Annotated in this window: 16 protein-coding genes; 5 read left to right on the forward strand and 11 right to left on the reverse strand. The window is 68.5% G+C overall.

Translation table 11 applies throughout. The features are described from left to right. Positions 1–3 precede the first annotated feature (3 nt). The 4 genes from ABFT43_RS12415 to ABFT43_RS12430 are packed head-to-tail and all read right to left on the reverse strand — an operon-like array spanning position 4 to position 3414. The gene (locus tag ABFT43_RS12415) at positions 4–771 is read right to left on the reverse strand and encodes an HAD-IIB family hydrolase (protein WP_347960641.1); all 768 of its coding nucleotides are present in this window, start codon (positions 769–771) and stop codon (positions 4–6) included. Positions 772–810: 39 nt separating this feature from the next. Then, positions 811–2037 (reverse strand): winged helix-turn-helix domain-containing protein, encoded by a 1227-nt coding sequence (locus ABFT43_RS12420; RefSeq protein WP_347960642.1) that lies wholly within the window; start codon positions 2035–2037, stop codon positions 811–813. A 13-nt stretch (positions 2038–2050) separates the two neighbouring features. Beyond that, positions 2051–2563: a dihydrofolate reductase gene (locus ABFT43_RS12425; protein ID WP_347960733.1), complete on the reverse strand. Its 513-nt coding sequence runs from the start codon at positions 2561–2563 to the stop codon at positions 2051–2053. A gap of 17 nt (positions 2564–2580) precedes the next feature. Continuing rightward, positions 2581–3414: a thymidylate synthase gene (locus ABFT43_RS12430; RefSeq protein ID WP_347960643.1), complete on the reverse strand. Its 834-nt coding sequence runs from the start codon at positions 3412–3414 to the stop codon at positions 2581–2583. Between the two features lie 94 nt (positions 3415–3508). Between ABFT43_RS12430 and ABFT43_RS12435 the strand changes: the two genes are divergently transcribed. From ABFT43_RS12435 to ABFT43_RS12445, 3 genes are read left to right on the forward strand one after another with little or no spacing between them, the layout of a single operon-like run. Then, the gene (locus ABFT43_RS12435; RefSeq protein WP_347960644.1) at positions 3509–3859 is read left to right on the forward strand and encodes an HNH endonuclease; all 351 of its coding nucleotides are present in this window, start codon (positions 3509–3511) and stop codon (positions 3857–3859) included. Between the two features lie 44 nt (positions 3860–3903). Beyond that, complete coding sequence (locus ABFT43_RS12440) at positions 3904–4353, forward strand: nitroreductase/quinone reductase family protein (RefSeq protein WP_347960645.1); 450 nt, start codon at positions 3904–3906, stop codon at positions 4351–4353. A gap of 53 nt (positions 4354–4406) precedes the next feature. Continuing rightward, entirely contained in the window at positions 4407–4856 is a 450-nt protein-coding gene (locus ABFT43_RS12445) for a nitroreductase/quinone reductase family protein (protein ID WP_347960646.1), read from the forward strand. A 135-nt stretch (positions 4857–4991) separates the two neighbouring features. Here ABFT43_RS12445 and ABFT43_RS12450 read toward each other — a convergent pair whose 3' ends face one another. The 4 genes from ABFT43_RS12450 to ABFT43_RS12465 all read right to left on the reverse strand — a co-directional run bounded on the left by ABFT43_RS12450 (position 4992) and on the right by ABFT43_RS12465 (position 7364). Further along, a complete protein-coding gene (locus tag ABFT43_RS12450) occupies positions 4992–5444 on the reverse strand; it encodes a flavodoxin family protein (RefSeq protein ID WP_347960647.1) in 453 nt (150 codons plus the stop codon). Between the two features lie 2 nt (positions 5445–5446). Then, entirely contained in the window at positions 5447–6013 is a 567-nt protein-coding gene (locus ABFT43_RS12455) for a hypothetical protein (protein ID WP_347960648.1), read from the reverse strand. 5 nt (positions 6014–6018) lie between these two features. Next, a complete protein-coding gene (dapB, locus tag ABFT43_RS12460) occupies positions 6019–6768 on the reverse strand; it encodes a 4-hydroxy-tetrahydrodipicolinate reductase (protein WP_347960649.1) in 750 nt (249 codons plus the stop codon). A 113-nt stretch (positions 6769–6881) separates the two neighbouring features. Then, a complete protein-coding gene (locus ABFT43_RS12465; protein ID WP_347960650.1) occupies positions 6882–7364 on the reverse strand; it encodes an Lrp/AsnC family transcriptional regulator in 483 nt (160 codons plus the stop codon). A 164-nt stretch (positions 7365–7528) separates the two neighbouring features. Between ABFT43_RS12465 and ald the strand changes: the two genes are divergently transcribed. Further along, on the forward strand, positions 7529–8644 hold the full coding sequence (gene ald / locus ABFT43_RS12470) for an alanine dehydrogenase (RefSeq protein ID WP_347960651.1): 1116 nt from the start codon (positions 7529–7531) through the stop codon (positions 8642–8644). A 3-nt stretch (positions 8645–8647) separates the two neighbouring features. On the opposite strand, the gene ABFT43_RS12475 is transcribed toward ald, so the two are convergent. After that, on the reverse strand, positions 8648–9406 hold the full coding sequence (locus tag ABFT43_RS12475) for an NRDE family protein (protein ID WP_347960652.1): 759 nt from the start codon (positions 9404–9406) through the stop codon (positions 8648–8650). Positions 9407–9409: 3 nt separating this feature from the next. Continuing rightward, positions 9410–10870 carry a putative nucleotidyltransferase substrate binding domain-containing protein gene (locus ABFT43_RS12480; RefSeq protein ID WP_347960653.1) on the reverse strand — a complete coding sequence of 487 codons (1461 nt, stop codon included), beginning with the start codon at positions 10868–10870 and terminating at the stop codon, positions 9410–9412. A gap of 571 nt (positions 10871–11441) precedes the next feature. Between ABFT43_RS12480 and ABFT43_RS12485 the strand changes: the two genes are divergently transcribed. After that, on the forward strand, positions 11442–12194 hold the full coding sequence (locus ABFT43_RS12485) for a hypothetical protein (RefSeq protein ID WP_347960654.1): 753 nt from the start codon (positions 11442–11444) through the stop codon (positions 12192–12194). Between the two features lie 61 nt (positions 12195–12255). Here the strand turns inward: ABFT43_RS12485 and ABFT43_RS12490 are convergent, their stop codons facing one another. Then, positions 12256–14541, reverse strand: a complete 2286-nt coding sequence (locus ABFT43_RS12490; protein ID WP_347960655.1) for a polyribonucleotide nucleotidyltransferase — start codon at positions 14539–14541, stop codon at positions 12256–12258. Positions 14542–14591: the final 50 nt, after the last annotated feature.

Below are 14591 nucleotides of genomic sequence, written 5' to 3' on the forward strand. Positions count from 1 at the left end.
GAACTACGAGGCGTCGAGGATCGCCGATAGCTTGGCGTGGGTGTCCTCCCAGCCGTGCACGGCGATCGACGCGATGCCGAGGGCCTTCACCGGGTAGTCGTTGCCGCCCTCGTCGAGCCGGTCGCCGAAGAACAGGATGTCCGTCGTCTCCAGGCCCAGGATGTCCATGAGTTTCCTTGCGCCGTAGGCCTTGTCGATGCCCTTCTTGGTGACGTCGACCGACGTCGATCCGCCGCTGCGGACCTCGAGGTCGGGCAGGCGCTCGGCGGCGTAGGCGCGCAGCGCCTCCTTCTTGGCGCCGTCCGGATCCCACGCGGCCTTGGCGTCGACCGGTGCCTTCTGCCCGAGGGCGCTGAAGGTGATCTGGCTGCCGCGGTCCTCGAGGATGTCACCCCAGGTCTCCGACTCCCACAGCCCGAGTTCCCGGGCACCGGTCTCGAGGACGTCGAAGGTGCGCTTCTTCTCGTCGTCGGTGAGGTATTCGGCGTAGACGGTCTCCCACTCGCCGCCCGACCAGCGCACGTATTGGGTGCCGCAGGTGGGCATCAGGTGCAGGTTGCCGATCGAGTCGAAGGTGCCCAGCCGGGCCAGGACCTGCTTGGAGAACTGGGTGAAGTTGCCCCCGGAGATGATGCAGCCGAGGCTGACGTCGAGCATACGGCGCAGCAGGTCGACCATCTTGTCGTCCAGCGGACTCTTCGACGGGGCGAGGGTGTCGTCGAGGTCGAACATCACCAGTCGGTAGTCGTTGCCGTCATACGACACGGTCATCGTCGGTTGTCTCCTATCAGGACCTGATTCTGTCGGTGTTCAGCATTTCATCACCGATCCGAGAGCGCGCGCGAGGTCTCCCCGTGATCCCACCGACACGTCGTCGAGGTGAAGCCAGGCGGCGAGAGTCCGCAGGTCGGCGGCCAATCGCTCGGCGACGACGGCGCGATCGTGGCCACTCTCACAGAACGCGGCGAGGACCTGAAGGGTGCGCGTCCCACGGTCGGCCTTGAGATCGACGCGTGCAGCGAGGTCGGTCCCCAGCAGATACGGCAGGACGTAATAGCCGTGGACCCGTTTGTGTTCGGGGACGTAGATCTCGATGCGGTAGTGGAAGTCGAAGAGCCGCTCGGTGCGCGGGCGGTGGAATACCAGCGGATCGAACGGCGACAGGAGCGCCGAGCGGGTGATGCGGCGCGGGATCGCCGCGCCGTCGGCGAGGTAGGCGGGATCGCGCCACCCATCGACCTCGACCTCATGCAGGAGACCGGAGTCGACGAGGTCGGCGACGGCCGGCCGGGCCTCGGCGGGCCTGAGCCGGTAGTAGTCGGCGAGATCGGCGACGGTCGCGATGCCGAGCGAGCGCGCCGCGCGCGCGATGAGGTCACGTTGTGCCTCTGCACGTTCCGGCCTCCGCGCCACGATCTCGGGCCCGACGACGCGTTCGGTCAGGTCGTAGTGACGGACGAAGTTGCCGTTGCGCACGGCCGACAGGTCGCCGGCGGCGAACATCGCCTCGCACAGGTGCTTGACCTCGCCACGGTGCCACCAGCCGCCGGTCGCGCCGGGTTCGCGTTCGATGCCGAGGTGCTCCTCGATGGTGCGCGGGGTGGCGGCGCCGATCTCGGTGATCACGTCGCGCACGTCGGCGGCGAGGCTGCGATTACGCTTCATGACCTCGCGCGTGTGCCGGTACCGGCCGTCGGCGAACTCGTCCATGCGCCAACGGAACAGCGGCCAATCAGCAACCGGGATGAGGGCGGCCTCATGGGCCCAGTACTCGACCAGGACCCGCTTGCCGTGCGTCGTCTGCCACGCGGCGCGGTGCAGGAGGTCGGGGTCGTAGGGACCGAGGCGACTGTAGAGCGGCATGAAGTGGGCACGCGCGGCGATGTTCACCGAGTCCATCTGCAGCAGCCCGGTGCGTCCGACGACACGCTTGAGGTGGGCCATGGTCGGGGTGCCCGACGGCGGGCGGTGGGCGAAACCCTGTGCGGCGAGCGCGATCCGGCGCGCCTGCACCGGGGAGATCCGCTCGCGTGCCATCAGCTCCGTGCCCTCAATCGCCTCGGACGTAGTCGACGAACCGGTACCGCAGCCCGGAGGTCGAGGTCTGCCACTCCCCGGCGTCGGACGGAGTCCACTCTGGGCCGACCCGGGGTGCGAAGGCGTCGGCGCCCTCGACGTCGACGTCGATCTCGGTGATACGCAGCTCGGTGGCGAACTCCAGTGCCGCGCGGTAGAGCTCACCACCGCCGATGACGCTCACGAGGTCGTCGTCGGCGAGCTTCAGCGCATCGTCGACGGTGCGGGCGACCAGTGCGCCGTCGGCGGCCCAGTCCGGGTTGCGGGTGACGACGATGTTGGCGCGGTCGGGCAGCGGCCGGAACCGCGGCGGCAGGGAGTCCCACGTCTTGCGCCCCATGACGACCGGATGTCCCACGGTCAGCTCCTTGAACCGGGCCAGGTCCTCGGGGACGCGCCACGGGATGGTGTTGCCGCGGCCGATCGCGGCACCCCGGCCGTCGACCGGGTTGCCCTGCGCCCAGACCAGTCGCACGTGCGCCGGCATGCGCGTGGATGCAGCGGTCACACGGCCACCGGCGCCTTGATGCCCGGATGGGACCGGTAACCGACGATCTCGATGTCGTCGTACTCGTAGTCGAAGATCGAATCCCGCTTGCGCAGCTCGAGTCTCGGGTACGGGTACGGGTCACGCGAGAGCTGCAGCGTCACCTGGTCGACGTGGTTGTCGTAGATGTGGCAGTCACCGCCGGTCCAGATGAACTCACCCACCTCGAGATCGGCCTGCTGCGCCATCATGTGCGTGAGCAGGGCGTACGACGCGATGTTGAACGGTACACCGAGGAACAGGTCGGCGCTGCGCTGGTACAGCTGACACGAGAGCTTGCCGTCGGCGACGTAGAACTGGAAGAACGCATGGCACGGCGGCAGCGCCATCTGCGGGATCTCTCCGACGTTCCACGCCGAGACGATGTTGCGGCGCGAGTCCGGGTTGGTCTTTAGCATCTCGAGCGCCGCGGAGATCTGGTCGACGTGCTCCCCCGACGGCGTCGGCCAGGCGCGCCACTGCACGCCGTAGACCGGACCGAGGTCGCCGTTCTCGTCGGCCCACTCGTCCCAGATGGTGACGCCGCGCTCCTGCAGCCAGCGGACGTTGGAGTCGCCGCGGAGGAACCACAGCAGCTCGTAGATGATCGACTTGAGGTGCACCTTCTTGGTGGTGATCAGCGGGAAGCCCTCGGCGAGGTCGTAACGCAGCTGATGACCGAAGACGCTGCGGGTGCCCGTGCCGGTGCGGTCCGCTTTCGGGGTGCCCGTCTCGAGCACAAGGCGCAGCAGATCCTCGTACGGAGTCGGGATCTTCCCGGTCGATGAGATGTCGCGGATGGCCGTGCTCACGGGTGCCAGTCTAGGGGTTGCCGTCGGTACCCTCCCGGCTGACACGGTGCTGTGACCGACGTGACTGGTGTGAACGCCGGGGTACCCTCCTCCCGTGGCCACCCGCAGCACGACCCGCGCCAACCGCTACGCCAGGCGTCGCCGCAAGCGCGTCGCGTCCCGCGACAACGACCTCACCGACACACAGTGGCTCGCCCTCCGCGAGGCCTGGGGCGGCTGCGCCTACTGCGGCGCGACCGGCGTGCCGCTGCAGCGCGACTGCATGCTGGCGATCTCCCGCGGCGGCCGCTACACCCTCGACAACGTGGTGCCGTGTTGTGGCTCGTGCAACGCCAGCAAATGCAACTCCGAGGTGACGGGCTGGATGCGCCGCAAGAAGCTCGACGAGAAGGCATTCCTGGTGCGTCAGTACGAGATCAGCCGATCGCTCGCCGGCACCGAGTAGCCCGATCGAACGGCGACCTCCCCCGATTCCGTTAGGGTCGGCGCATGGGTTTCCAGACCTCGGTGGGTACACGCGGCGGCAAGGTCCCGAAGGGCCCGATCGTCCGGTTCGTGAACTCGATCATCGCTCGCAACGTCCGGAAGAAGGGCCGCTTCGGCGGCGGCAACGCGCTGGTGCTGCACACGGTCGGCGCGAAGACGGGCAAGGAACGGTCCAACCCCCTCGCCTGGTTCCCCGGCCCCGACGGCAGCTGGCTGATCGTCGCGTCGGCGAACGGCGCCGCGAACAACCCCGGCTGGTTCCACAACCTGAAGGCGAACCCGGACAGGGCCCGGATCGACGTCGACGGCGAGACCGTCGCCGTCCGAGCCGAGCAGCTCCTGGGCGAAGACCGGGCGCGGGCCTGGGCGGAGATCAGCAGAAACGAGCGCTTCGCCGGGTATGCGGCGAAGACCGATCGGGAGATCCCGGTCATCGAACTCATGCGCAAGTAGAGAGCACACTGGAGTCATCCCGTTCGTGACACTCTCACGGAAGGAGGCTCATCATGTCGTTCACGACCTCGGTCGGCACACGTGGCGGTCGGGTGCCCCGTGGGCCGGTCATGCAGCTCGTCAACAAGGCCGTCACGCCGATCATCCGGCGCCGCGGGCGCCTCGGCGGCCAGCACGCCCTGATCCTGCACACCATCGGCGCGAAGTCCGGCAAGGAGCGCGTCGTCCCGGTCGACTGGTTCCCTGGTCCCGGCGGCACCTGGCTGATCGTCGCCTCCGCGAACGGCGCCGCCCACAACCCCGCCTGGTTCCACAACATCAAGGCCCACCCGGACCGCGTGTGGATCGAGGTGGACGGTGAGACCGTCGACGTGCGCGCCGAGCAACTCCTCGGCGACGAGCGCGCGGAGGCCTGGAAGCAGATCGGCGCCATCCCGCAGTTCGACGCCTACCAGCAGAAGACCGACCGGGAGATCCCGATCATCAGGCTGACCAGGCGCTGAACCTGCGCGCCGGAGATCCGCCCCTGGTCTCCGCCCTCGAGAAACCTGGGTGGTCTGCGGACCGCTCCGGCGCGGTGACCGACGCCGCCCACGGCCGGACGGCCGCCGGGAACCGGGAGCCGGGAGCCGGGAGCCTCAGCCCATCAACCCCGCCGCCACCGTCGCGCCGAGTTCCCAGCACCTCTCGCGGTCGTCCTTGGTCGGCTTCTCCGAGACCACCACGTACTCAGCGGATTTCACCCAGCCGAGCCCGGTCGTGATCGACGTGAGTGCCTTCTCGGCGCCCTCGGTGCCCTGGTTGCCGTGGAAGTACGCGCCGAACGGGCGGCCCTGGGTCGAGTCGAGGATCTGGTAGTAGGCGCAATCGAAGGCGTGTTTCAGTGCGCCGCTGATGTATCCGAGGTTCGCCGGGGTGCCGAGGATGTACCCGTCCGCCTCGAGGAAATCGGTCGCGGTGACCGCCAGGGCCGCGCGGCGAACCACGTCGACGCCCTCGATCTCCGGGTCGGTCGCGCCGGATACCACCGCCTCGAGCATCTCCTGACAGTGCGGCGACGGCGTGTGGTGGACGATCAGCAGCCGGCTCACCCCTACTGCTCCCTCCCGTGGAACTGATTGACCGCGCGCTTCATCATCGCGCGGGCGCGGGGCCGGTCGCCGGCATAGTCGTAGGCGCGGGCGATCCGGTAGGTGTTGCGCCAGTCGTGCGGGTCGGCCTCCCATTCGGCTCTCACCTGGGCGAACAGCTCGTCCGCGGCGTCACGTTCGAGGCGGCCCGAGGGGCGGTGCGGCAGGTGCGAGACGTCGAGTTCGCGTCCCTCCTCACGCATGATCGCGGCGAGTTTCTGGTGCTCGATGCCCGCGCGCAGCGTCGCGTAGATCAACCACGCGCCGATCAACGGGAGCGCGATGACGCCCAGTCCGAGGCCGATACCGGTGGCGGTGCCGGTGAAGACCAGCTGGAAGCCGCGCCAGCCGAGCAGGGCGAAGTAGACGACCAGCGCGACGACGAGGAAACCGATCATCCAGACGATCGGGCGCGCGTCCTTCTTCTTCGGCCCCAGCTGCGGCGCACCACCTTCGGTGTCGCCGGTGTGGGTGCCCCCATCGTGGGTGTCGCCGCCGTGGGTGTCGCCTGTGGACTGGTCGTCGGACATGGGGATCAGAGGTCCATCAGCTCTTCGAGTCCGACGGTCAGGCCGGGCCGGTCCCCGATGCTCCGCACGCCCAGCAGCACGCCCGGCGCGAATGACGACCGATCGAGCGAGTCGTGGCGGATGGTGAGCGTCTCACCGGCGGTGCCGAGGAGCACCTCCTGGTGCGCGACGAGACCGGCGAGCCGCACCGAGTGGACGTGCACACCGTCGACGACGGCGCCGCGGGCGCCGTCGAGCTCGGAGGTGGTCGCGTCCGGGCTCGGTCCGACACCGGCCTCGGCGCGCGCACGGCCGATCAGCTCGGCGGTCCGGTAGGCGGTGCCCGACGGGGCGTCGGCCTTCTGCGGGTGATGCAACTCGACGACCTCGACCGAGTCGTAGTACTTCGCGGCCTGCGCAGCGAACCGCATCGACAGCACGGCGCCGATCGCGAAGTTCGGTGCGATGAGCACCCCGACGGACGGGTTCTCGGCCAGCCACCCACGCACGGTCTCGAGGCGTTCCTCGGTGAAGCCGGTGGTGCCGACGACGGCATGGATCCCGTTGGAGATCAGGAACTTCAGGTTGTCCATCACCACGTCGGGATGGGTGAAGTCGACGACCACCCCGGTCTCGGTGTCGGTGAAGTACTCGAGCGAATCACCCTTGTCGACGCCCACTGTGTAGGTGAGGTCGTCGGCCTCCTCGACCGCCTTGACGATCGCCTGACCGACCTTGCCCTGGCTGCCCAGGACGCCGACCTTGATTCCGCTCATGTCCACCTCTTCGTCGTGACGCGTTGCGTTCGTCAGTCTAGTGGGGACGTCGCCCCAGCCCGATCGGCACCGGCGGAGATCGGCACCGGTAGATCGGCACCGGTAGATCGGCACTAGTAGATCGGTGCATGCCCGCGACGGTGCTCGAACACCAGCGAGGTCTTGGTGCCCGCGACCTCGCGCATCGAGTTCAACCGTTCGACGAACTGCCGCAGGGCCTCGGTGTCGGCCGCGGCGACATGCAACATGTAGTCGTCGGCGCCGGCGAGGAAGAACACGTCGATGACCTCGTCGTAACCGGCGATCTCCCCGACAAGCCGACGGATCTGCCCGCGCGCGTCGGCCTGCAGGCTCACCGCGACCATCGCGCGCAGGGGACGTCCCACCGCCGCGGGGTCGACGTCGGCGAAGAAGCCGCGGATCACCCCCAGTTCGACGAGCCGCCGCATCCGCCCGTGACAGGTCGACGGGGCGATCCCGACGCGTTGCGCCAGTTCGCTGTTGGGCATACGCGCGTCGGCCTGCAGGAGCTTGAGGATCTCCCGGTCCGTGCCGTCGAGATCCTCCGGCCGAACATCCTTCGAAGGGGCGGGCACGGCAGCCTCCTGTCCGGAATGATCTTCACTCGCAACCCACTCTAGAGAATCTTCTTCACCAATATTGTGCTGATTTAGAGATTCCTTCACGCTGGGGGCAGATCCCGGAACAAGCTTCAGCCGTGAGGCCACCGGCACCAGACCTTCGACGACGGGAAGAACACATGCGCGTCGGCATCCCCACCGAGATCAAGAACAACGAGTACCGCGTCGCCATCACCCCGGCGGGCGTGGCCGAGCTCCATCACCGCGGTCATGAGGTGGTCGTCCAGGCGGGCGCCGGCGAGGGTTCGGCGATCTCCGACAACGACTACAAGGCCGCCGGCGCCCAGATCCTCGGCACCGCGGCGGAGGTCTGGGAGCAGGCCGACCTGGTGCTGAAGGTCAAGGAGCCGATCGCCGCCGAGTTCGACCTCATGCGCGAGGGCCAGACGCTCTTCACCTACCTGCATCTCGCCGCCGACAAGGCATGCACCGAGGCACTGCTGCGGTCCGGCACGACGTCCATCGCGTACGAGACGGTCCGCACCGCCGACGGCGCACTCCCACTGCTCGCGCCGATGTCCGAGGTCGCGGGACGCCTCGCCCCTCAGGTCGGCGCATATCACCTGATGCGCTCCGAGGAAGGCCGCGGCGTGCTGATGGGCGGGGTGCCCGGCACCGAGCCCGCCGCGGTCGTCGTCATCGGCGGCGGGGTCAGCGGCGTGAACGCCGCGACGATCGCGGTCGGCATGGGCGCGCAGGTCACCGTCTTCGACCTCGACATCGCCAAGCTCCGCGCCATCGACGCCCGCTTCGGCGGCCGCGTCCACACGCGTTACAGCACCCAACTCGCCCTCGACGAGGCGATCGAGCAGGCCGACCTCGTCATCGGCGCGGTGCTGGTCCCCGGCGCGAAGGCACCCGTCCTCGTACCCAACAGCCTGGTCGCACATATGAAGCCGGGTTCGGTGCTCGTCGACATCGCCATCGACCAGGGCGGCTGCTTCGAGGACTCACACCCCACCACGCACGACGACCCGACCTTCACCGTGCACCACAGCACCTTCTACTGCGTCGCGAACATGCCGGGCACGGTGGCACGCACGTCGACGCAGGCGCTGACCGGTGCGACGCTCCCCTATGTGCTGCGCCTCGCCGACGCCGGCTGGGAGTCCGCGTGCGCCGCCGATACGGCGCTCGCCTCGGGCCTGAGCACACATCGCGGCGAGCTGTTCACCGCCGAGGTGGGCGCGGCACTCGACCTGCCGGTTGCGGCGAACCCGTTCCCGCACAACTGATCTCTAGAACTCGATACGGCTGGTTCCGCGCCGCTTCCCGCGCCAGCCGTATCGGCGTTCGATGATCTCGCCATGGCCGTCGTGGCCGACGCGCAGGATCGTCGACGCGCGGGTGCCGTACCCGGGGATGTCGATGAACTTCGCCGACAACGCCGCTTCGAGGTCCGCCCCGACGCCGGTGTCCGGGAGTCGCTCCGGAGCCGCCCGGTCGTGGTCGGCGAGCATCGCGAAGTAGTCCTCGTCGCCGGCATCCGACGCGATCAGCTCACCGAGCGCCGCGGTGCCGTCGACGACCTTCGGCCAGTCGTCGTCGAGTGCACCGTTCGACACGCCGTGCACGCCGTCGGAGACCCGCTCCGCCCGCGTCCGCGGCGCGTTCGTGACCCACCACAGATCCTCGTCGTCACCGACGAGGAGATTCACCGGGTCGTAGTCGGCGGCCTGTTCGACGACGCGGTCGGCGAACACCTTGGGCGCGTCGTCGGACGTCAGGAAGTCGACCGGGAGCTGCCCGCGCGAGCGCACACCAGCGCGCTGCGGCGGTCCGACCCGCACGTTGGTCACCATCGCGACCCGTCGGGGCGACTCCGCCGACACCCCCATCCAGGTCCCGCCGGCGAGGGCGTCGCGGCCGGCGATGATCGGTAGATCGTCCCACCGCGACAGCGCGTAGGTGCGGCGGCGGCGGTACTCGTCGCGGTTGGCGGCGACGATCAGCCGGTGATCGGGGTGGGCGTTCCACGCGAAGAGGATCAGGCACATGGGCTATCGATCCACCTGGTAATGGCTCATGCCCGTCATTCTCCGCTGCGCCCCGGCGATCTCACGCACCGCCTGCGCCACCAGGCTCCGGTCCAGCGGCGACAGGCGTTTCATCTCGACGACGTCGGTCGGTGTCTCGCCGCGGTCGAACTGCGCCACCTGGTAGCGCAACCGGATGCGTTGGAGGACGTCGAAGACCTCGAGAAGCGTGGCCGCGTCGTCCTCGGACAGCATCGGACTCCCCGACGCCGCGCGCAGCCGCTCCCGGGTGTTGCGCTCCGTGGAGTCGACGGCCACCGCCGCCCACCGCGCGATGTTCACCAGCGGCGTCAGCGCGTGCGTCTTCAGGTCGAAGGTTCCGCCGCGCCCGGTCAGCACGTCGCGCATCGTGCGCAAGCGCGCCTTGTTCGCGAGCGCGTCCTCCAGCAGCAGTCGTCGCGCACGCGGGTCGGTGCGCAGGGCCGCGGACAGCCGGTCGCCGATCCGGACCCCCGGCGACGCACTCCGCAGCGGCCGGCCGTCGAGGACCAGCGACGTGAAGATCAGTCCCCTGTTGTCCAGCGGCTCGCCCACCCAAGCGCGCACCGCGGACTCCCACGCCGAACGGGTCCGCGAGAAGAGCGGTTTCGATGCCACGACGCCCTTGGCGTCAACGGTCATCCCGGCCCCGCGCAGCACGTCGTCGAGCTCGGCGAACACCCGACGACAGGTGTCGAGCGAGGCGGGGTCGAGCGAGTCGTCGAACACCGCCGCCGAGTCGATGTCGGAACCGAGCACCGGCTCGCGGCGTGCGTTGCTGCCCAACGACACCCACGTGTACGACGCGGGGTCCACCCGCGGATCGACGACGAGCTCGAGTCCGCGCACCACGACGGCGTCGACGATGAGCGAGGTGACCCGGGCGATCTCGTGGGCCGGCCGGTCACGCCGCACCAGGTCGGCGACCAATTGCGGGATGCGCCGCGCATGCGATTGCAGTTCTGCGACGTCACCTGACCGCGAGACCTGTTCGCGCAACGGCATGCTCGCACCGGCCGGGTCGGCGACGAAATCACCCTTGCCGATCACACCGAGCACCGCGCCGCCGTCGTCACAGACCGGGATCACGTGCAGTCCGCGGTCGAGCAGTTCGGTCAGGGCGTCGACGGTGGGGGTCCGGGCGTCGAGCACGAAGGCCGGGCGGTCGACGACCTCGCCGACCGGGATGTCGACGTCGAGCCCGGCGGCCACGATGCGGCCACGGATGTCGGCATCGGTCAGCAGCCCGTGCCGGCCGTCGCCGAGCGGGATCACGACGTAGTCCTGTCCCCGTTCTGTCATCAGCGCGGCCGCCTGCCGCACGGTCATGTCGGCGCGCCCGATGACCGGCGCGGTCCGCAGCAGGTCGGCGACGGTCCGCGACGCGGGGACGCCGGACGCGTCACGGCGGTGCGCGACGGTCAGTTGGTCAGCCGGACCGGTCATCTCTGCAGATCTTAGGCGCGCCTCGATCGTCCGGATGAACCTCACCGATCAGGGGCACCACCGCGTTTTCCGCGTCGTCGGAGTCGGCGCCCCACTCGTGACCACATCCCGACCCGAGGACCGTGATGCGAACGTCGATGATCGCACCGCCACCGCTCTGCCGGGCCGTACTCGTCGTGATCGCCCTCCCCCACCGGGACCCGGGCTTCCAAGCACCATCTTGCCAACCGAAATGGTTGTGCTGGCGGGTGATTCACGCTCGCCCTGTTACCAGTAGACCCGCTGCGGCCACGTCCTCGTCGGGACCGCGTCGCACGCCGACATCGGGACGTGGAACCAGGATTGACCGGTGCCGACCGCGCCATCCATCAAGTGCCTACCCGAACAGACCGTACCGGCGGACACGCCGTGAACAACGGTTCGAGATCGCCGTTGCCGGGTCTGAAGCGCGCGGGGACGCGATCAGCCTCCGCTCGGCGCGTCGTCTGGTTCGACGCAGCAGGTGCCTACGTAAGATGCGCCCACGCGGCATCTGCGTCCCAGTCGGCCGCGAGAAGGTACTGAGGGGGAAATGAAGACAATCGCGAAGCATCGCGAACCGGCGTTCGCGCAAGCCTGTCGTTCTGCACGATCGCGACTAGTGGAGGCGATCGACCTCATCATCATCCACAATGAGAAACACGTGCGCGGTAATCAGCCGCGAACCGTGCTCAATCCCATGACAGTTCTTCTGGCCGTTTCTGCGTGGGAGCGCCTGTTGACCGATCTCGAGGGTCTGCAGTCCGACACCGACTGGCCAGGTCCTGAGCTCTACCAGAGCAAGACCAGGGGGATTTCGTGGCCAGACAAGGCATTCCCGCTGATAACAAGCGTCACCAACGATCTTCTGCCCAGCGAGTTCGACGTCGTCCTCTTCACCGGCTACACGGGAAAGGTCCCAGACGAGGCCATCCGCTCGCACGGGCGATCCGACGAACTGACATCCCAGTTATCTGCGTGGATTGCCACTCGCAACGGCGTTGCGCACCACTGCCTGCCGCAACAAGCCGTCAAACATGAATCTGTGTGGCGATCGGATGCCGACGGGTCGAATGGACTGACGATCCAGGCCGGAGCAGCAAGAGCCTGCGCGGCCCTGATGGTGCAACTCGTCGATCAGGTCATACGCGCCGTGGCGCTGACGTCAGGCTTTTCGCTCAGGACCTCCGAGCTACTGCCGTCGGAGTGGTTCGCATCTGAATCGCCGGCGAAGCTCAGGGGAGTAGAAAACCCTGGATCGCTGTGGGGCGGAACCGCCCTTGCCCGACCCGCTTTCGGGTCGTAAATGCAAAGTGACCCGGCAGTCATGAGGTCGACTGCCGGGTCACTGTTGCGATCGAGAACGATCAGGCGTCGGCGGTGGCCGCCTCGCTCTTCGCCTCGGCCTTGTCGGCGTCCTCGTCGACCGGGACGAGGCTGATCTTGCCGCGCTCGTCGATGTCGGCGATCTCGACGCGGAGCTTGGAGCCGACGTTCACGACGTCCTCCACCTTGTTCACGCGCTTGCCCTTACCGAGCTTCGAGATGTGGACCAGGCCGTCGCGACCCGGCAGCAGCGACACGAACGCACCGAAGGCGGTGGTCTTGACGACCGTGCCGAGGAAGCGCTCGCCCACCTTCGGCAGCTGCGGGTTGGCGATCGCGTTGATCTTGTCGATCGCGGCCTGGGCCGACTCGCCGTCGGAGGCACCGACGAACACGGTGCCGTCGTCCTCGATGGAGATGTTGGCGCCGGTCTCCTCGGTGATGCCGTTGATCGTCTTGCCCTTGGGGCCGATCAGCTCGCCGATCTTGTCCATCGGGATCTTGATGGTGGTGATCCGCGGGGCGTACGGGCTCATCTCGTCCGGCTCGTCGATGGCCTCGGCCATGACGTCGAGGATGGTCAGCCGGGCGTCCTTGGCCTGGCTGAGCGCACCCGCGAGCACCTGCGACGGGATGCCGTCGAGCTTGGTGTCGAGCTGCAGCGCGGTCACGAAGTCCTTGGTGCCCGCGACCTTGAAGTCCATGTCGCCGAAGGCGTCCTCGGCGCCGAGGATGTCGGTCAGCGCGACGTAGCGGGTCTCACCGTCGACGGTGTCGGACACCAGGCCCATGGCGATGCCGGCGACCGGGGCGCGCAGCGGCACACCGGCGTTGAGCAGCGACATGGTCGACGCGCAGACCGAGCCCATCGAGGTCGAGCCGTTGGAGCCCAGGGCCTCCGAGACCTGACGGATGGCGTACGGGAACTCGTCGACGCTCGGCAGCACCGGCACCAGGGCACGCTCGGCGAGCGCACCGTGGCCGATCTCGCGTCGCTTCGGCGAACCGACACGGCCGGTCTCACCGGTCGAGTACGGCGGGAAGTTGTAGTGGTGCATGTAGCGCTTGCTCGTCTCCGGGCCGAGGGAGTCGATCTGCTGCGCCATCTTGATCATGTCGAGGGTGGTGATGCCCAGGATCTGGGTCTCGCCACGCTCGAACAGCGCGCTGCCGTGGGCACGCGGGACCACCGAGACCTCGGCCGACAGCGCACGGATGTCGGTGATACCGCGGCCGTCGATGCGGAAGTGGTCGGTGAGGATGCGCTGGCGCACCAGCTTCTTGGTCAGCGCGCGGTAGGCGCCGCCGATCTCCTTCTCGCGACCCTCGAACTGCTCGGCGAGCTGCTCGAGGATGTCGGCCTTGAGCTCATCGGTCTTGTCGTCGCGCTCCTGCTTGCCGGCGATCGTGAGGATCTCCGACAGGCGCTCGGTCGCCGCGGCGGCGACGGCCTCGTAGACGTCGTCCTGGTAGGCCGGGAACAGCGGGAACTCGGCGGTCTCCTTGGCCGCGGCGGCGGCCAGCGACTTCTGCGCCTCGCACAGGCGGGCGATGAACGGCTTGGCGGCCTCGAGGCCCTCGGCGACGATGGCCTCGGTCGGTGCCTGGGCGCCGCCGGCGATGAGGTCGATGACGTTCTCGGTGGCCTCGGCCTCGACCATCATGATCGCGACGTCGGCGTTGTCACCCTCACCGCTGACGATGCGGCCGGCGACGACCATGTCGAACACGGCGCCCTCGAGCTGCTCGACGGTCGGGAACGCGACCCACTGACCGGCCTTGTTCTCCTCGGTCGGGATCAGCGCGACACGCACACCGCCGACCGGGCCCGAGAACGGCAGGCCGGCGAGCTGGGTGGACGCCGAGGCGGCGTTGATGGCCAGCACGTCGTACAGGTCGTTCGGGTTGAGCGACAGGACGGTGACGACGACCTGGATCTCGTTGCGGAGACCGTCGACGAACGACGGGCGCAGCGGGCGGTCGATGAGACGGCAGGTGAGGATCGCGTCGGTCGACGGGCGGCCCTCGCGGCGGAAGAACGAGCCGGGGATGCGGCCGGCGGCGTACATCCGCTCCTCGACGTCCACGGTCAGCGGGAAGAAGTCGAACTGCTCCTTCGGGTGCTTGCTGGCGGTGGTGGTCGACAACAGCATGTTCTCGTCGTCGAGGTAGGCGGTGACCGAACCGGCGGCCTGCAGCGCCAGACGTCCGGTCTCGAACCGGACGGTGCGGGTGCCGAAGCTGCCGTTGTCGATGATCGCCGTGGCCTCGGTGACGGCGTCGTCGAAGTCTTCGGCGAAGTCTTCGGTGGTGTTCACATCTGTCATGTGGGGTGGAATCCCTTCGTAGCGGCTGCCGTGCGGGCGGCCGTGTGGAG

It is taken from the genome of Gordonia aurantiaca, from assembly GCF_039939235.1.
Lineage (GTDB): Bacteria > Actinomycetota > Actinomycetes > Mycobacteriales > Mycobacteriaceae > Gordonia.